General features: G+C 61.1%; 20 protein-coding genes. 6 read left to right on the top strand and 14 right to left on the bottom strand.

Going from position 1 to position 17258, the window contains the following annotated elements; genetic code table 11:
- Positions 1 to 137: 137 nt before the first annotated feature.
- From M5B96_RS23675 to M5B96_RS23665, 3 genes are all read right to left on the bottom strand, one after another.
- On the bottom strand, positions 138 to 731 hold the full coding sequence (locus M5B96_RS23675) for an HAD family hydrolase (RefSeq protein WP_248799424.1): 594 nt from the start codon (positions 729 to 731) through the stop codon (positions 138 to 140).
- Complete coding sequence (gene tesB, locus M5B96_RS23670; RefSeq protein ID WP_248799423.1) at positions 728 to 1597, bottom strand: acyl-CoA thioesterase II; 870 nt, start codon at positions 1595 to 1597, stop codon at positions 728 to 730. Before tesB ends, M5B96_RS23675 begins: the two co-directional genes overlap by 4 nt.
- A 289-nt stretch (positions 1598 to 1886) precedes the next feature.
- Positions 1887 to 2456, bottom strand: coding sequence for a GNAT family N-acetyltransferase (locus M5B96_RS23665; protein WP_248799422.1), 570 nt, complete (start codon positions 2454 to 2456; stop codon positions 1887 to 1889).
- A gap of 93 nt (positions 2457 to 2549) precedes the next feature.
- On the opposite strand from M5B96_RS23665, the gene M5B96_RS23660 reads away from it, so the two are divergent.
- Together M5B96_RS23660 and M5B96_RS23655 are read left to right on the top strand one after the other, a co-directional pair.
- Entirely contained in the window at positions 2550 to 3470 is a 921-nt protein-coding gene (locus M5B96_RS23660; RefSeq protein ID WP_248799421.1) for a histone deacetylase, read from the top strand.
- A 280-nt stretch (positions 3471 to 3750) separates the two neighbouring features.
- Positions 3751 to 4989 (top strand): TIGR03862 family flavoprotein, encoded by a 1239-nt coding sequence (locus tag M5B96_RS23655; RefSeq protein ID WP_248799420.1) that lies wholly within the window; start codon positions 3751 to 3753, stop codon positions 4987 to 4989.
- Positions 4990 to 5120: 131 nt separating this feature from the next.
- Here M5B96_RS23655 and M5B96_RS23650 read toward each other — a convergent pair whose 3' ends face one another.
- Entirely contained in the window at positions 5121 to 6455 is a 1335-nt protein-coding gene (locus M5B96_RS23650; protein WP_248799419.1) for a DEAD/DEAH box helicase, read from the bottom strand.
- A 57-nt stretch (positions 6456 to 6512) separates the two neighbouring features.
- Positions 6513 to 7403: a drug/metabolite exporter YedA gene (gene yedA / locus M5B96_RS23645; protein WP_248799418.1), complete on the bottom strand. Its 891-nt coding sequence runs from the start codon at positions 7401 to 7403 to the stop codon at positions 6513 to 6515.
- A 161-nt stretch (positions 7404 to 7564) separates the two neighbouring features.
- On the opposite strand from yedA, the gene M5B96_RS23640 reads away from it, so the two are divergent.
- Complete coding sequence (locus M5B96_RS23640; protein WP_248799417.1) at positions 7565 to 8026, top strand: Lrp/AsnC family transcriptional regulator; 462 nt, start codon at positions 7565 to 7567, stop codon at positions 8024 to 8026.
- A 58-nt stretch (positions 8027 to 8084) separates the two neighbouring features.
- Positions 8085 to 8300 carry a type II toxin-antitoxin system Phd/YefM family antitoxin gene (locus M5B96_RS23635; protein WP_248799416.1) on the top strand — a complete coding sequence of 72 codons (216 nt, stop codon included), beginning with the start codon at positions 8085 to 8087 and terminating at the stop codon, positions 8298 to 8300.
- A 210-nt stretch (positions 8301 to 8510) separates the two neighbouring features.
- On the opposite strand, the gene M5B96_RS23630 is transcribed toward M5B96_RS23635, so the two are convergent.
- The 4 genes from M5B96_RS23630 to M5B96_RS23615 form a co-directional block, all read right to left on the bottom strand.
- Positions 8511 to 8891 (bottom strand): hypothetical protein, encoded by a 381-nt coding sequence (locus tag M5B96_RS23630; protein ID WP_248799415.1) that lies wholly within the window; start codon positions 8889 to 8891, stop codon positions 8511 to 8513.
- Between the two features lie 613 nt (positions 8892 to 9504).
- Positions 9505 to 10116 (bottom strand): PolC-type DNA polymerase III, encoded by a 612-nt coding sequence (locus M5B96_RS23625; protein WP_248799414.1) that lies wholly within the window; start codon positions 10114 to 10116, stop codon positions 9505 to 9507.
- 26 nt (positions 10117 to 10142) lie between these two features.
- On the bottom strand, positions 10143 to 10622 hold the full coding sequence (locus M5B96_RS23620; protein WP_248799413.1) for an NYN domain-containing protein: 480 nt from the start codon (positions 10620 to 10622) through the stop codon (positions 10143 to 10145).
- 339 nt (positions 10623 to 10961) lie between these two features.
- Positions 10962 to 11747 (bottom strand): DUF2076 domain-containing protein, encoded by a 786-nt coding sequence (locus M5B96_RS23615; RefSeq protein ID WP_248799412.1) that lies wholly within the window; start codon positions 11745 to 11747, stop codon positions 10962 to 10964.
- Positions 11748 to 11930: 183 nt separating this feature from the next.
- Here M5B96_RS23615 and M5B96_RS23610 point away from each other — a divergent pair, with 183 nt between their 5' ends.
- Entirely contained in the window at positions 11931 to 12593 is a 663-nt protein-coding gene (locus M5B96_RS23610; RefSeq protein ID WP_248799411.1) for a YciC family protein, read from the top strand.
- Positions 12594 to 12603: 10 nt separating this feature from the next.
- Positions 12604 to 13686 (top strand): endonuclease/exonuclease/phosphatase family protein, encoded by a 1083-nt coding sequence (locus tag M5B96_RS23605; protein WP_248799410.1) that lies wholly within the window; start codon positions 12604 to 12606, stop codon positions 13684 to 13686.
- Between the two features lie 53 nt (positions 13687 to 13739).
- Here the strand turns inward: M5B96_RS23605 and M5B96_RS23600 are convergent, their stop codons facing one another.
- The 5 genes from M5B96_RS23600 to cydP are packed head-to-tail and all read right to left on the bottom strand — an operon-like array spanning position 13740 to position 17051.
- A complete protein-coding gene (locus M5B96_RS23600) occupies positions 13740 to 14027 on the bottom strand; it encodes a cyd operon YbgE family protein (protein ID WP_248799506.1) in 288 nt (95 codons plus the stop codon).
- On the bottom strand, positions 14024 to 14146 hold the full coding sequence (gene cydX, locus M5B96_RS23595; RefSeq protein ID WP_248799409.1) for a cytochrome bd-I oxidase subunit CydX: 123 nt from the start codon (positions 14144 to 14146) through the stop codon (positions 14024 to 14026). The genes M5B96_RS23600 and cydX overlap by 4 nt, the downstream gene beginning before the upstream one ends.
- Positions 14147 to 14168: 22 nt before the next feature.
- Positions 14169 to 15305 carry a cytochrome d ubiquinol oxidase subunit II gene (gene cydB / locus M5B96_RS23590; protein WP_248799408.1) on the bottom strand — a complete coding sequence of 379 codons (1137 nt, stop codon included), beginning with the start codon at positions 15303 to 15305 and terminating at the stop codon, positions 14169 to 14171.
- Complete coding sequence (locus tag M5B96_RS23585; protein WP_248799407.1) at positions 15298 to 16869, bottom strand: cytochrome ubiquinol oxidase subunit I; 1572 nt, start codon at positions 16867 to 16869, stop codon at positions 15298 to 15300. Before M5B96_RS23585 ends, cydB begins: the two co-directional genes overlap by 8 nt.
- Positions 16866 to 17051, bottom strand: a complete 186-nt coding sequence (gene cydP, locus M5B96_RS32820; RefSeq protein WP_412548644.1) for a cytochrome oxidase putative small subunit CydP — start codon at positions 17049 to 17051, stop codon at positions 16866 to 16868. The genes M5B96_RS23585 and cydP overlap by 4 nt, the downstream gene beginning before the upstream one ends.
- Positions 17052 to 17258: the final 207 nt, after the last annotated feature.

The raw sequence follows: 17258 nt of genomic DNA, 5'->3' as shown, positions 1-17258 counted from the left end.
AGCGGGCTTGCCCGCGCTGGGCTGCGAAGCAGCCCTAAAACCAGTGATCGCGGTGTGTCAGGTAGAACACGGTGATCGATTTTGCGACTGCTTCGCAGTCGAGCGCGGGCAAGCCCGCTCGCCACAGAGGTGCATTATCAAGCCGAAAGCATCTGCCGAAGCGCCAGGCAATCCTCGGCATGCCAATCCGTCAGTTCCGGCCACGGGTTGTCCGGCAGATTGACCAATATCGTCCTGGCCCCCGCCGCCCGCCCGCAATCCAGGTCGAAGCGATAATCACCGACCATCACCATCTCGCTCGGCGCCACGTTCCAGGCTTCGGCCAGCTTCAGCAAACCGCCCGGATGCGGCTTGGGCGGCGCCTCATCGCGCCCCAGTACATCGGCCTCGGCGAAACAGTCCGCCAGGCCAATCGCCTCCAGCGTCACATGGGCCAGCTCGCGGGCGTTGCGCGTCAGGATGCCGAGGCGATAACCGCGCCCGGCCAACTCACGCACCAGCTCCACCGCCCCCACCGCCGGCTTCGAGCCCAGCGCCAGATCCCGCTCGTGCTCCAGCAACCAGGCATGTTTGGCCGCGGCTTCATCGGCCGGCAATGCCGCCAGATGCGTGAGGATGTCGTGTTCCGGCGGAATCGCCAGGGCCACGCGGATCGCGGCGAAATCGTGCACGGCCACGGTCAGGGTGCCGTCCATGTCGAACACCCAATGCCGTACCTCGGCCAGACTCATGCCCAATCCTTGCGATGACGGATCAGGCCTTCCTGGGTCACCGAGGCCACCAGCACGCCGGCGCGGTTGTACACGCTGCCCCGGGAGAACCCGCGGGAGTTACCGGCCCAGGGGCTGTCCATGGCATAGAGCAACCAGTCATCAGCGCGCAGGTCGGCATGGAACCACAGCGAATGGTCAAGGCTGGCGACCTGCATATCCTTCTGCCACACCGACTTGCCATGGGGCAGCAACGAGGTGGTCAACAGGCCGAAGTCCGAAGCGTAGGCCAGCAGGTATTTATGCAACGCCGGCAAGTCGGCCAGCGCCCCGTCGGCGCGGAACCAGACGTACTTGACCGGGTCCGCCGGCTGCGGATTGTAAGGGTCCTTCTCGGTGACCGGGCGCACTTCGATGGGCTTGGGGCACAGGAGCTTTTCACGCATGTGCTCGGGAATCAGGTGCGCGCGTTGCTGGGTCAGCTCCAGCTCCGTCGCCAGGTTCTCCGGCCCCACCACCTGCGGCATGCTGCTCTGGTGCTCGAAGCCTTCTTCGTCGTACTGGAACGAGGCGCTACAGGTGAAGATCGGCTGGCCCTTCTGGATCGCCGTGACGCGCCGGGTACTGAAACTGCCGCCGTCGCGCACCCGGTCGACCGAGTAGACCACCGGCAGGCCGGCATCGCCCGGACGCAGGAAATAACCGTGCAGCGAATGCACATGCCGCGCTTCCTCGACCGTCTGGCTGGCCGCCGACAACGACTGGCCAAGCACCTGGCCGCCGAACAACTGGCGAAAGCCCAGGTCCTGGCTGCGGCCGCGAAACAGGTTTTCTTCAATCGGTTCCAGGGTCAGCAAGTCGACCAGGTCTTCCAGCACTTGGCTCATTCAAACGCTCCTCACACAGGGCAATACTGTTCACTTAACGACGAGATCAAGCCATCCGTGCTTGTGTGGTCGGGGGCTTCCAGTGCCGATCATGCGGAACTGAAATATTGAACACACCGCGTCCCTTGCAGGAGCTGGCTTGCCAGCGATGGCGATGCCAGGTTCACCGCCGCCATCGCTGCAGTGCGGGGTCCCGACAAGCCAACTCCTGCAGTGGACGTCACCACAGGCCTCGAATGATACAGCGTTTACCGCTTGCGGCGGTGCAGCGGATCGGCCAACCCCGGGGTTATCCTTGCAGGGTGCGTAGCCATTGCGCGTGGCTGATGCGGTAGAGCACGTGACGACGCAATGGATGTTCAGCGGCCAGCAGCGGATGACTGAAGTCGGACTGCGGATCGTAATGCATGCCGATAGCCTGCATGACCTTCTGCGAGGCCGTGTTGCTCTCACTGGTGAAGGCCACGACCTCGTCCAGGGACAGGCGCTCGAAACCGCAGCGCAAGGCGGTCCAGGCCGCCTCGCTGGCATAGCCCAGGCCCCAGTGTTCGCTGGACAGGCGCCAGGCGATTTCCACCGCCGGGGTGAAGTCGGCGTCGAAGTTCACCTGCATCAACCCGGTCAGGCCGATAAAGGCACCGCTGTCCTTGCGCTCCAGCGCCCACAGGCCAAAGCCGTATTCGGCGAAATGCCCGCGAATCCGACCGATCAGCGCAGCACTTTCCAGACGATTGAGAACCGTCGGAAAGTAGCGCATTACCTGAGGATCGGCACACATCCGGGCGAATTCCGGCAAGTCCTCGTCGCGCCACTGACGCAACAGCAAGCGTGCACTCTCAAGTTGCAGTATCGGCTCCATCAACTCTCCCTCCGGATTCTTTCAACGCGGACGCCCTGCTCGTCAGTGTATCGCGCTGATAAGATCATTCACCTCTTCCTACATGAATTCGCCATGCCGCTGCCTTTGATCTACCACGATGACTACAGTCCGGACTTTCCCGCGGAGCATCGCTTTCCCATGGACAAATTCCGCCTGCTGCGCGATCACCTGGTGGACAGCGGCCTGACCCGCGACGCCGACCTGCTGCGCCCGCGGATCTGCCCTGTGGATATCCTCGCCCTGGCCCACGATCGTGGCTATATCGAGCGCTATATGGCCGGCGAACTGTCCCGCGAAGACCAGCGCCGCCTCGGCCTGCCCTGGAACGAGGCCCTGGCGCGACGCACCGTGCGCGCGGTGGGCGGCTCGCTGCTGGCCGCCGAACAGGCACTGGAACACGGCCTGGCCTGTCACCTGGCGGGCGGTACCCACCATGCCCATTACGATCACCCGGCGGGTTTCTGCATTTTCAACGACCTGGCGATCATCAGCCGCTACCTGCTGGAAAGCGGTCGTGTGGGGCGCGTGCTGATCTTCGATTGCGACGTGCACCAGGGCGATGGTACGGCGCGCATCCTGGAACACACCCCGGACGCCATCACGGTCTCCCTGCACTGCGAGAAAAACTTCCCGGCGCGCAAGGCCCACAGCGACTGGGACATCCCCTTGCCGATGGGCATGGGCGACAGCGACTACCTCAAGGTGGTGGATGACAGCCTGAATTACCTGCTGCCGCTCTACCAACCGGACCTGGTGCTATACGACGCCGGTGTGGACGTGCACAAGGACGATGCCCTGGGTTACCTGAAGCTGACCGATGAAGGGGTGGCCGCCCGCGATCAAAGCGTCATGCGCCATTGCCTGGGCCGCGATATCCCGGTGGTCGGGGTGATCGGCGGCGGCTACAGCAAGGATCGCCAGGCCTTGGCCCGGCGCCACGGAATCCTGCACCACAGCGCGCAGGAGGTTTGGGCGTCATCAGGTTGTCACTGAAGCCTGGGCTTACCCACAATGGCTGTGGAACCGCCTGTGGATAACCTGAGTGAAATACGCTGCGGGCCTTATGGGGAAAGGGCTGCGCAAGACTGTATGTTTTTCGTACAGCGTCTCTGAAGCCATCATCCTTCCTACAAGAGAATGCGATCTCCTGTAGGATCCGTGTCATACAGAGGAGCGGGGGACATCAGCAGACCAGCCCCAGGGGCCGCGTACACCACATCATCGGTGGAAAAACGTAGAATGCCCGGCTCGTTCAGCCAATTCGCCGCCCGCCATGACCCAGCCAGCCCCCGCCCCCTCCCCCCACGTCGCCATTATCGGTGGCGGCCCCGCCGGCCTGATGGCCGCCGAGGTGCTGAGCCAGGCGGGTATCCAGGTCGATCTCTATGACGGCATGCCTTCGGTCGGGCGCAAGTTCCTGCTCGCCGGCGTCGGCGGCATGAATATCACCCATTCCGAAGCCTATCCGGCGTTCCTATCCCGCTACGCCGAACGTGCGCCATACATCGCCCCGCTGCTCCGGGCTTTTGGCGCCGATGAACTGTGCGAGTGGATTCACGGCCTGGGGATAACTACTTTCGTCGGCAGTTCCGGTCGGGTTTTCCCCAGCGATATGAAAGCCGCCCCGCTGCTGCGTGCCTGGCTCAAGCGCCTGCGCGAAGCCGGGGTAGTTATCCACACCCGCCATCGCTGGCAGGGCTGGCGCGACGGCAAGCTGGTTATCCACAGCCCCGAGGGCGAAAAAACCCTGCGTCCCGAGGTCACGCTCCTGGCCCTGGGCGGCGGCAGTTGGGCACGACTGGGCTCCGACGGAGCCTGGCTGCCGCTGCTGGAGCGACAAGGGGTGACGGTCGCGCCCTTGCAACCGAGTAACTGCGGCTTCGACGTCGCGGCCTGGAGCGAGGTCCTGCGCGGCAAGTTTGCCGGTGCGCCGCTGAAGAACGTCGCCATCGCCCTGCCCCACGGCACGCCGCGCCTGGGTGAATGCGTGATCACCGCCAGCGGCATCGAAGGCAGCCTGATCTACGCGCTGTCCGCGCCGATTCGCCAGCAGATCAACCAGGACGGCAGCGCGACCATCGAGATCGACCTGCTGCCCGGAAAGTCCTTGGCCAAGGTCCAGGCCGCGCTGGCCAAGCCGCGTGGCTCGCGTTCCATGGCCAAGCACCTGCATAGCCAGTTGGGGATCGACGGCATCAAGGCTGCGTTGCTGCGCGAGCTGACCAATGCCCAGACCTTTGCCGACCCGGCGCGTCTGGCCGGCGCCATCAAGGCCCTGCCGCTGACGCTGGTCAAGGCGCGGCCGCTGGACGAGGCCATCAGCAGCGCGGGTGGCGTACCGTTCGAGGCAATGGACGAGCGACTGATGCTCAAGGCTTTGCCCGGGGTGTTCTGCGCCGGCGAGATGCTCGACTGGGAAGCGCCGACTGGCGGCTACCTGCTCACCGCCTGCTTTGCCAGCGGGCGGGTGGCGGGACAAGGGATGCTGGAGTGGTTGCGGCGCCAGGCTTGAGAGTTACCGGCGAGGGGAAGTGCTCCCAGAGGAGTAACGGCTAACGCAGACAACTTTAGGAGCTGGCTTGCCCGCGAAGCCTCTGGCGGCCTCAAGGGCCTCTTCGCGGGAGCCCGGCGCCCCACACAACCTTACGGCTTGCGCTTGCGCGGCCCGGTATTGAACACCGGTACCTTGCGCACCGGCTTGATCGACTGCACCACGTCTTCCGGCTTCTCGCCGCTGTCGACCCACTTGCCCAGGTTGCGCTTGCCGCCGGCGGCCTTCGGTTTTTTCGGCTTCTTCGGTTTCTTGATCACACTGCCCGAGGCATCGGTGTCCGGCACCCGGTGATCCGGCTCGAAACCGGCTTCGTCCTGGCGCTTGAGAGTCTGACGGGTCAGGGTCTCGATGGCCGACAGCAGATTTACCTCATCGGCGCAGACCAGGGAAATAGCCTCACCGGTGGCGCCGGCACGGCCAGTACGACCGATCCGGTGAATATAATCCTCGGCCACGATCGGCAGATCGAAGTTGACCACCAGCGGCAAGTCCTCGATATCCAGGCCACGGGCCGCCACATCGGTGGCCACCAGGATCTGGATCTCGCTCGCCTTGAAGCGGTCCAGCGCACGCTGGCGGGTAGCCTGGGGCTTGTCGCCGTGGATGCCATCGGCATTGATGCCCAGGCCCTGGAGTTTTTCCACCAGTTGGTCGACACCATTGCGAGTCTTGGCGAACACCAATACCTGCTTCCAGTGCTGCTTGCGCATCAGGTGCACGAACAGCTCCGGCTTGCGCTTCTTGTCCACCGTCACCAGCCACTGCTTGACGGTGTTGGCGGCGACGTTACGCGGGCTGACTTCGATGCTCAGCGGGTCGTTGAGCATCTGCCCGGCCAGCAGGCGGATGGCATCGGAGAAGGTCGCGGAAAACAGCAGGGTCTGGCGCTTCTTCGGCAGGGCCTTGTAGATATTGCCCAACTCTTCCTGGAAACCGAGATCGAGCATGCGGTCGGCTTCGTCGAGCACAAGGGTCTGCAGTTGGTTGAACTTGAGGGCGTTCTGGCGATACAGGTCGAGCAGGCGCCCGGGAGTCGCCACCAGCAGGTCGACGCCCTTGCGCAGCTTCATCATCTGCGGATTGATGCTGACGCCGCCGTACACCGCATAGGTGCTCAGCGGCAGGTGCTCGGCGTACTGACGCACACTTTCATGCACCTGCTCGGCCAGCTCGCGGGTCGGCACCAGGATCAGCGAACGCACCGAGTTGGCGGTGACCTTCGGTCCTTCCATGGTCAGCAGTTGCAGCAGCGGCAAGGCGAAACCGGCGGTCTTGCCGGTGCCGGTCTGGGCCGCGGCCATCAGGTCGCGGCCGGCCAATACGGCGGGAATGGCCTGGGCCTGGATCGGTGTGGGGGTCTGGTAACCCAGGGTGTCCAGGGCCCGCGTCAGGGGTTCGATCAGGCCGAGTGTGGCGAATGTCATGGAAATACCGTAGGAAAAGTGTCAGCGCCGTGAAGCAATGCGCGGCAGTTTACCCTGTCAGGCCTCTTTCGGCTTGCGCCACTGCGGTAAACCGATCAACACCACGGCGCTGATGATCACGGCCATGGCCATGCACTCGTGCCAACCGATGTGTTCGTCGGCGAAGAGGATGCCCAACAACACCGCCACAGCCGGGTTGACATAGGCATAACTGGTGGCTGCCGCCGGGCGCACATGCTTCAACAGGTACATATAGGCGTTGAAGGCGATGATCGAGCCGAAGACGGTCAAATAGGCCATGGCGATCCAGCCGTCGGTCGTCGGCATCTCGGTCAGGCGTTCGCCGCGGACAAAGCTGGCCAGCAGCAGCACCAAACCGCCCACCAGCATTTCCGCGGCACTGGCCATGCCGCCCTGGGGCAGCGGCAGATGCTTGCTCCACACCGAACCGAAGGCCCAGGTCGCGGCGGCCAACAATAGCAGGCCGGCGCCGAGTGGGCTGGCTTGCAGGTTGGAACCCATGTTCAACAGGGCGATACCGATCAGGCCGAGCACTATCCCGGCCCATTCGAGACCGGTATTGCGGTTGCCCCAGAAATAGCCGCAGAGCAAGGTGAACAGCGGCACCGTGGCCACCGTCAACGCGGCAACGCCCGAGGCCACGCCCATGTGTTCGGCCAGGGTCACCGCGCCATTGCCGAAACTGAGCAGCAGCACGCCGATGGCCGCCGCCGCTTTCCATTGCCGCCAGGTCGGTGCCGGCACCCCGCGCAAACGCTGATAGCCATACAGCAGGCTGCCGGCGATCAGGAAACGGATGCCGCCCATCATCAATGGCGGCCAGGATTCCACGCCGATACGAATGGCCAGGTAGGTCGAGCCCCAGATGAAATACAACGCAAAAAAGGCACCGATCAGCGGTAACGGGAAACGGCGTGGGGCAGGCATGGGGGGCAGATCCGGGCAGGACAAGGGAGGCTTATTCTAGAAAGGCGTCCGGCAAATAATAAGTTACAAAACCGTGTTATAAGGCCAGTACACTTTGTAAAGCATGGATATTGGGGTTTTCTGGCGTTGTTTCGAAAGCCCGCGTCATAGAGAGCCTGTGGATGGATAAATACGATCGTTTGATCCTCGGTGAGCTGCTGGACAATGGCCGCGCCTCATTTGCCGAACTGGCGCGCAAGGTCAACCTGTCCGCGCCGGCGGTAGCGGAGCGGGTGGCGAAGCTGGAAAGCAGTGGGGTCATCACCGGCTATCAGGCCAAAGTGGACCTGGCGAAGATCGGTTTGCCGATCCAGTGCGTGATCGAGTTGCGGCTCAACCAACATGGCAAGCAGCAGGTCTACGACGACCTGGCGCTGATTCCGCAGATTACCGAATGCCATCGGGTGACCGGGGATCCCTGTGTGATTCTGCAGGCGGCGGTGGGGAGCATGGCGGAGCTGGAACAGCTGATCAATCGGATTGCCCAGTTCGGCTTCAGCAAGACCTCGATTGTGCTGTCGAGCGCGATTGAGCGGCGGGTGCCGTTGGGGCATTTGGACATGAATGGAAAAGCAAAAAGCTGATGGTTGGGCGTGGGTGTCTTTAAAGTGACGCCGGTACAGACCTAAGCGAGTTGCAATCATGAGCGAGCTGAAATCCGGTGTTCCCGATCTGAATCGACAAGAGCCATCGACCATCAAACGGTTAGGAAATCCAGACGACGATGCCGGGCCCCATGGCAGGGACAACGCCATAGCAATTGCCCGGCTACTGGCAATCAGCTCCGACGAGTACGCGAAGGGATTGTTTCTAACCGTAGACGAAATACGTGAGCGCAGGGCCAGAAAGCAATCGTAAAAACCTGGGATGGCGATGGCATGCTGCCTGATAGTCCGCATTTACCGGTTCTGGGGGCGCTTCGCACCCCATCGCGGGCAAGCCCTACTCCTACAGTACGGCGTCGTGCGCAACCTGTATGTTTGACGCAGAACTGCAGGAGCAAGCTTGCTCGCGATCGCTATCTACCAGACGCTGCCACACTCACTGACCGGAACCACCTGCGGCATATCACGCAGCCGAATCCACGGTTCTTTCCGCCAGTGCAGCAGGCTCAGTGCTCCGCCATCCCACTCCAGAATTCCAAGGCTCGGTGCCTGGGTCAACGCCAGCTGCGGCTGACCGCGCAACATCGGCAGCACCTGGTGCGTCAGCCATTGGCGCAGGTGGCGAGACCAGCATTGCGTAGAGATGCCCGATATCACGGGCGCAGAACCAGGCTTCGTCATGCAGGAGCAAGACGCGGAGTTTGAGGTGGCGGCGGGTAAAGACTTGCGGTTCAAAAGCAATGTCAACGGCAAGACCAAGCTGCGTTGACGAATCAAGAGCACTGCCGTTTTCAAGAGGATTTTGTATGGTTTCAGTGGGTCTTTCGAGAATGACTTTTTCCATTTTGGAATACTTCGAGAGACTCAAGGAGCTGCCATAAAAGCCTTCCTACGGACTTGGATGGCAGCCGTACGCGGGGTAGGAACCGAGCTCTCTCGGGACACTCGGCCACGAATCAACGTACCCGCGCACGGCCGCCATAACAGACACCCGAATACAAAATCGGGGCGATCGGGTGGATGCTCAGTACCAACAGAGTCAATTGCAAGGGTTCCTACGCCCTGTCACCGATTTGGCGATGACAGGAGAAAGGCTAACGTCACTGCACCGTTCGGAAAATACAGCACCGGTCGCCACCAGCAGTACGATATTTCCTAAAAACCACACGACAAAAGACCTATCCAGGGCCAATGCCTGTCAGCTAAGGAAGCTTCGCAGGCGAGTTCGGTCTTGTGGCGAGTGGGCAAGGTTAAGCCCGAGCACGATCCCTGTGGGAGCAGAGCTTGCTCGCGAAGAGGCCCTTGAGACCGCTAAAAGCTTCGCGGGCAAGCTCCGCTCCCACAGGTTAAGTGGCCTTTTCAATATCCCATTCGCCTTAAGTGAACGGCATTAGGGCCTGCCCACTCGCCACACATCTCGGCCAGACGTAACCCTTCGAATTGTCCGCACAGCGCCCTCAAACGCCCCGATAGCGCTTCAAATGCTCACCGATCTTCGCCGCCGGCACCTTCTGCAATTTGCACAACCAATCATGGGACAACACCTGCACCCCATGCTTGTCGCGCAGCTCGCCGGCCATATGCGCCAGCAGGTTCGCCGCCATCTCGGCATCGGCCATGGCCCGGTGCGCCTGGCCCGTATTCGGCAAGCGGGCGAACGCGGTCAACGTACCCAACTTGTGATTCGGCGCCGTCGGCATCAAACGCCGCGCCAACAGCAACGAACAGGCAAAGTTCTGCAACCGGGTGCGCTTGATCCGCCCCAGCTCGAAGTCCCAGAACTTCTGGTCGAACGCGGCGTTATGCGCCAGCAACGGGGTGGTGCCGACAAACTCGTTGACCTCGTTCATCACCCGCTCCGCCGACGGCGCGGTACGCAACATGGCGTTGCTGATCCCGGTCAGTTGTTCGATAAAGGCCGGCACGCGCACGCCGGCATTCATCAGGCTCTGGTAACGGTCGACGATGCGCCCTTGTTCCAGGATGACCACGGCGATTTCCGTGGCCCGGCACCCCGCGTTCGGGGTGATGCCGGTGGTTTCAAAGTCGATGACCGCAATACGTTCCAAAAGCCCAGCCCTTTGCAAAATCGGTTTCAGTTTCTCAACAACAACGCGCCTTCGATGGGCACGTAGCGGCTCGCGGCACGGATCAATGAATTGGCCGTCAGCCCCGGCACGCCATAGGCCACGGCTTCAACACCGTGCTTGCCGATGATGCGCGTGAGCAGCAGGTCGAAATCGCCATCGCCGGAGGCCAGCACCACTTCGTCGACATGCGGTGCCGCGTCCATGATATCGATGGTGATGCCCACGTCCCAATCGCCCTTGGCCGAGCCGTCGCTGCGCTGGATATATGGCTTGAGCTTCACAGTGAAACCCAGGTTGCGCAGGATCTGCTGGAACTGCTGCTGCTTGCTGTCACCGCGATCGATGGCGTAGGCGTAGGCCTCGACGATCTCCCCGCGCTGGCTGATATCGGCCCACAGGGCGGCATAGTTGAAGTGGCAACCATAGGCCTGGCGAACGGTGTAGTAGAGGTTCTGCACATCGGCGAACACAGCGATTTTCTTCACCGCGAATCCTCATGGCGCACAAGCGCACTGGCGGGTGATGACGAGCGCTCGGAAGCGATTAGGTGCGCAGTATGCCAGCCTGGGGGGAGATTCAGCGAATAATCGGCGGGGCGAGGATGGGCCGGAGGAACAGATTTTCAGGAGCCTGGTTGTCTACAAAGCTTTTGGCGAGCTTGAGGGCGCTTTCGCGGATAAATCCGGCTCCCACAATTACCGGTCAAACCAAAAATCCACATTCAACCGTATACCCATTGTGGGAGCGGAGCTTTTGGCGGCCTTGAGGACGCTTTCGCGGGCAAGCTCCGCTCCCACAGGTTATGCGTAACCCTCCTTCATCGGTCAGACGAAGGAATCGTCGTCGCCAGAAAAGGAAGAACTGTCATCATCGAAATCGGTGTCGGCGAAACCACCCTGGTTGTTATTGCTGCCCCAGGAGTCGTTGTTGGCCATGCGCTGATCATCACCCCAACCACCGCCACCACCGTTGTTGCTCATCGGGCTCGGCTCGATGATTTCTTCGATGATCTGCGGTTGCTGCTGATTGTGATGGAACAGGCTGCTTATACCTTCCGCCAGCATCACGCCACCGGCCACACCAGCTGCCGTTTTCAGCGCGCCACCGAGGAAGCCGCTACCCATAGGCGCCGCCGGGGCCGCCTGCTGTGGCGCGGGCTGGGCGTAGGCAGGCTGCTGATAGTTGGGTTGGGTGTTGTAGTTCTGCTGCGGTGGCGGAGCATTGAACCCAGGACGCCCCGGCTCACGCCAGCCGCCACCGGAGTTGCTCGGTGCAGGCGCTGGAGCCGGATCGCGGCTGCCACCGAAAATGCTCGACAGGAAACCACCGCTGCTCGACGCCGGCGCGGCGCTCTGGGCACGGGCCTGCTGCAATTCGTCCTGCAGCTGCTGCACCTGCGCCTGCAGTTGCTTGTTCTGTTCGTCAAGACTCTTGAGCGCGTGCTCTTGCACCAGGATCGACTGGGTCATGTAGTAGGGTGCAGCCGGTTGGCGAGTCAGGTGTTCCTTGATCCGCGCCTCGGCCAGGGCGTCACGCGGGGCTGAATCCATGCCGGCCTGCTGCAACCGTGAAAACAGTCCATCGATCAGGGTTTGCTCTTCGCTGTTCATGGCGACCTCATTAGATTGCCGGGTAGAAATCGATCGCCTCGACCCAACCGGGCCCAGGCGTCCTCCAGTTATGGGGTTGTTACAGGAAGTTTCAATAGTCCTTACCTAACGTTTACATTTGAGTGTCGGCCCGCGCCATCGGTTAAAGTGTGGCCCTGCCTCAGCCTGCGCGATAGACAACCGATGAACCCGTTCAATGTAATCCGCGATTCCCTGTACTTTTTCCAGCGCAACCTGCGCCAGATCGCCTGGCTCTGCCTGCCGCTGGTGATCCTCGAGACCCTGCTCCAGCAATTGCTGGACAACGCCGTGGGCCCGGATGCCTCGCCGGCCTATGGCCTGGTGGCCGGACTGCTGGTCTATCCACTGTACACGGCGGCGCTGATCCTGTTTCTCGATGCCCGCAGTCGGGGCGAAGCGCCAGCCAATCGCGATCTGCTGGCCATGTCCCTGCGCCTGTGGCCACGCTTTGCACTGCTCTCGGCGGTCAACACCATCGCCATCGTGCTGGGCCTGTCGCTGTATTTCATTCCCGGCATCTGGCTGACCGTGATCCTGGCCTTCTCCGAATACCTGCTGGTACTGCGCGGGCGCGAGCCGCTGCGGGCGATGAAGGAGAGTTTCGCCTTGAGCCGCGGCCACTTCTGGCTAACCTTCACCTGCATCCTGTGTGTAATGGGGCCACTCTGGCTGCTCAAGGGCCTGAGCCTGAGTGTCTACCCGGCACCGCAGAACCCGGTGTTGATGCTGATCATCGACAGCGCCCACAGTTTCCTGCAACTGTTCAGCAGCATCGTGCTGTTCCGAATCTACATGTTGATCGGTGAAAACTCCGCCAAAGACTGAACCGAGGCCCATGACTCGTCTATTACGTTACCTGGTGGCCGGCCTGCTGATTGTCGCGGGCCTCACCGCCCTGCTGGTCTACAGCCTTACCTGGCGTCCGGAAGAGCGCGAAACCCTGCCGGTGCGCTGCACCGCCGGGGCCCCGGTGCTGGTCCCGGGCCAGGCCCTCAAGGTAATGACCTGGAACCTCCAGTACCTGGCGGGAAAACGCTACGTGTTCTGGTACGACCTGCCCGACGGCAGCGGCCCGGACGAACGTCCGACCCCTGAAGACATGGCCTTCAGCCTGGACGAGGTGACCCGGGTGATCCGCGACGAGCAGCCGGATATCGTGCTGTTGCAGGAAGTCGACGAAAACGCCAAGGCCAGCGCCTACCAGGATCAGTTGAAATTGCTCCAGGAGCGTCTGGCGGACCTGTACCCCTGCAGCTCCCAGGCGTTCGATTGGAAAGCCGACTTTGTCCCGAACCTGCATATTTTCGGCAGTGTCGGGCGCAAGCTGGCGACCTTGAGTCGCTATCAGGTCGAACACGCCGAGCGCCAGCAACTGCCATTGTCCCCGGGCAATCTGCTCAAACGGCAGTTCCAGCCCCGGCCGGCGCTGCTGGTGAACTACCTGCCGCTGAGCGATGGCGGACAGCTGGCAGTGGTCAATACGCAACTGGGCGCCTATGCCCAGAACGACACCCAACTCAGGCAAGCAGGGACAACCCTGCAACTGCTCGACAAGTTCGAAAGCCAGGGCACGCCGTGGCTGATCGGCGGCGATTTCAACCTGCTGCCGCTGGGCCAGTATCTGCGCCTGCCGCCACGCTTGCGCGGCGGTTACTCGGCGGACAGTGAGCTGCATCTGCTGTGGGACAAGTACCCGATGATCCCGAGCAACAACGAAGCCAGCGGCATCGACCGTGAGCAGTGGCTGACGTTTTACCCGAACGATCCCGACGTCAGCGGGCCGGATCGGACCCTGGATTACTTTTTCTACAGTTCCAAGCTCAAGCGGATCGAGGCCCGGGTACGCCAGGACGATAGCTTGACGATTTCCGATCATCTGCCAGTGCTGGCGCGGTTTCTGTTACCGGCGGCGCAATAACCGCCGACAACGGGCTCTGCCTGATGGGCGCCGGCTGCGGCGCCGGTCAGGACTCAATGCAGGAACTTCACCCAGCCGGCAATCGCAAGCGCCGCCAAGCAGGTCCAGCCTGAGAACAGCCAACGCCAGACACGCATTTGCGGGACAAAACCCACCCCCCTGACAAAAGCCGCGCTCATGGCAACCAGCAGTGCGCCGGCCAGGACATGATCGGCTTTCCCATCGGGGGCCGCCATGATGAGCGGATAGAGCGTGCAGACAAGCATGATCGAAACAGCGACCAGCAAACTCGGCCAACGAATTCGGGAGGACGCCTGCGCATCAGCGAGCTGCGGCATCAGGACTGCGCCTCATCACTGTCGCTCAAGGCCCGACCCGCTTCGTTCTCGCCCCACATTGCATTCAATATCGCCAGCAGCAATGCAAAACCCACTCCCAGCATCCAGGCGAAATACCACATGTTCTTTGCTCCTCTGCTGGCCCTAGTAGGCTGAATGTTCGTTGGCTTTGATCTGTGCAACGGTCACCTTGCCGCGCATGACGCGATACGCCCACGAGGTATACAGCACGATCAGTGGCATGAAGATCAACGCGGCCCAGAACATGATGGCCAGGCTCAAGTGACTGGAGACACTGTCCCATACGGTAAGGCTCGCAGCCGGCATCGATGATGACGGCATGACGAACGGAAACATCGAGACGCCCGCCGTGCAGATGACCCCGATCACCGCAAGCGATGAGGCGACAAACGCCGAAAGGGTATGCCGCGTTATCAACAGCATCGCGGCACCCGCAGCCCCAGCCAGGCCCAGCGCGGGTAACAGCCACAGCAAAGGATAATGAGCATAGTTGGCCATCCAGGCCCCGGCTTCGCGCACGACCGACTTGCCAAGAATATCCGGCAGCCCGGCGGTATCCACTACCGAGGTAATGCGATAGCCATCGATCGATTGCAGCCAGATGCCGGCCACGAGGAATGAACACACCAGCACGATCGCCGCAGCCACCGCGCCCTTGATTGCCCTGGATTGGATAGCCCCTTCAGTGCGATGCGCCAGGTACGTGCCGCCCTGTAGAGTGATCATTGCGCTGCTGACGATGCCGCTCAGTAGCGCGAAAGGATTCAACAGTTGCCAGAAACTGCCGGTATACGTGGATACCAGGTAGTTGTCGAAGTGGAACGGTACACCTTGCAACAGGTTGCCGAACGCGATCCCGAACACCAGCGGAGGCACCGCGCCACCGACAAACAGCCCCCAGTCCCAAGTGCTGCGCCAGCTGGCATTGTGGATCTTGCTGCGATAGTCGAAGCCCACCGGACGGAAGAACAACGCCCAGAGGACCAGGATCATCGCCCAGTAGAAACCACTGAATGCCGTGGCATAGACCACTGGCCAGGCCGCGAACAAGGCGCCGCCCGCGGTAATGAACCAGACCTGATTGCCATCCCAATGCGGCCCCACGGTGTTGATCACCACGCGCCGCTCCATGTCATTGCGGCCCACAAAAGGCAACAACGTGCCGACCCCCATGTCGTGGCCGTCCATAATGGCGAAGCCGATCAGCAGTACGCCAACCAGTGCCCACCAGATGACTTTCAGGGTGGCGTAATCAAGCATGATGGAGTTCCTTCAAATGGGCATCGTGGGCATAACGGCCGGTACCAAGACTGCCAGGACCTTGACGGGCGAACTTGACCATCAGGAACATTTCGACCACCAGCAGCACGGTGTAGAAAACGATGAATCCCGCCAGCGAGCCATACAGGTTGTTGACGTTGAGCGTGGAGACGCTCATGTGGGTCGGCAACACGCCGTAAATCGTCCAGGGTTGACGGCCGTACTCAGCGACGAACCAGCCCAGTTCGCAGGACAACCATGGCGCGGGCAGCATGAGCAGTGCCCAGCGCAGCAACCAACGGCGTCGTGTGCAGGTCGACTTCAAGGTGCTCCAGAAGGCCAGGGCGAACAGCACCAGCATGCTGAAACCAAGCGCCACCATGATCCGAAATGCCCAGAACATCGGGGTCACGCGCGGCACGGTATCGTTTACGGCTTTTTCTATAATGGCCGGCGTGGCCTGGTTGACGTCCTCGACATATTTTTTAAGCAGCAGGCCGAAACCGAGGTCGGCTTTATATTCTTCAAACCGCTGCAAAGCGGCCCGATCGTCACGATGCGCGCGCAACGCTTCAAGCGCATTGACCGCGGTGATGCCACGCAGGATGCGAGCGCGGTTCTTTTCCTTGATGTCATGAATACCTGGAATCTGCTTGCTGACCGAGCGGGTGCCGATCAGGCCCATCAGCCATGGCACTTCAACTTCCCAGTTATTTCTCGACTCGGCTTCGTTGATGCTGGCCAGCAATGTCAGGCCGGCTGGCGCCGGCTTGGTTTCCCACATGGCTTCCATGGCGGCCATCTTGGTTTGCTGTGCTTCCCCCACCGTGTAACCCGACTCGTCCCCCAGCACGATCACACTCAGCACCGATGCCAGACCGAAGGCAGCCGCCACCCGGAAACTACGTTTGGCAAACTCGACATCGCGATTCTTGAGCAGATACCAACTCGAAATCGACAGCACAAACATCGAACCGGTGACGTAACCCGCCGAGACGGTGTGCACAAACTTGGCCTGCGCCACCGGATTGAAGAGCACCGCCCAGAAATCGACCATCTCCATACGCATGGTGATGTAACTGAATTCCGACCCCACCGGATTCTGCATCCAGCCATTGGCGATCAGGATCCACAACGCGGAAAGGTTTGTGCCCACCGCCATCAGCAGGGTGACCAGCAAGTGGTGCTCTTTCTTCAGACGATCCCAACCAAAGAAGAACAGGCCGATCATGGTCGATTCGAGGAAGAACGCCATCATGCCTTCGATAGCCAGCGGAGCACCGAAGATGTCGCCGACGTAGTGCGAGTAATACGCCCAGTTGGTCCCGAACTGAAATTCCAGTGTGATACCTGTCGTCACCCCCAGGGCGAAGTTGATGCCGAACAGCTTGCCCCAGAAGCGCGTCATGTCTTTCCAGATAACATTCCCAGTCATCACATAGACACTTTCCATGATGACCAGCAGCCACACCATGCCAACGGTAAGAGGTACAAAAAGAAAGTGGTAAAGCGCAGTGGCTGCGAACTGCAGCCGTGACAAATCCACCAGTTGTTCTGATATCACTTACTTGCCCCTTGAGCCGATTGAGTCGAGGTGGGTACGCCAAGCCTGTCGCTGATGGTGTTCGAATCGACGCTCACGCGCGAATCCCGGATGAACAGCCACCACAGTACCGTCAGCGCTATCAGCTTGATCAGTACTGCTGTGAGCAGATAACGCCGCAGTCGTTTGTCGGAAAATGTCATGCCTGTAGTGATAGCACAGCGTATGCCAATTCGAGATATATAATTTTATTGTTTAATAACAATGACTTACACATTCAACCCAGTGAAAGCCGTGAGCTTTTGGCAGATCAATACACTGCCAAATTTCCAGGATGGCAGTCATTGGCAGCCCAGCGCTTGTCCGGGGATACGCAGCCCGATCCCCAGGGCCACTTGGCCCAGGACAGA

Origin of the sequence: Pseudomonas sp. MWU13-2105 (assembly GCF_023242315.1) — a bacterium.
GTDB lineage: Bacteria > Pseudomonadota > Gammaproteobacteria > Pseudomonadales > Pseudomonadaceae > Aquipseudomonas.
This window is presented reverse-complemented; position numbering and strand designations above follow the sequence as displayed.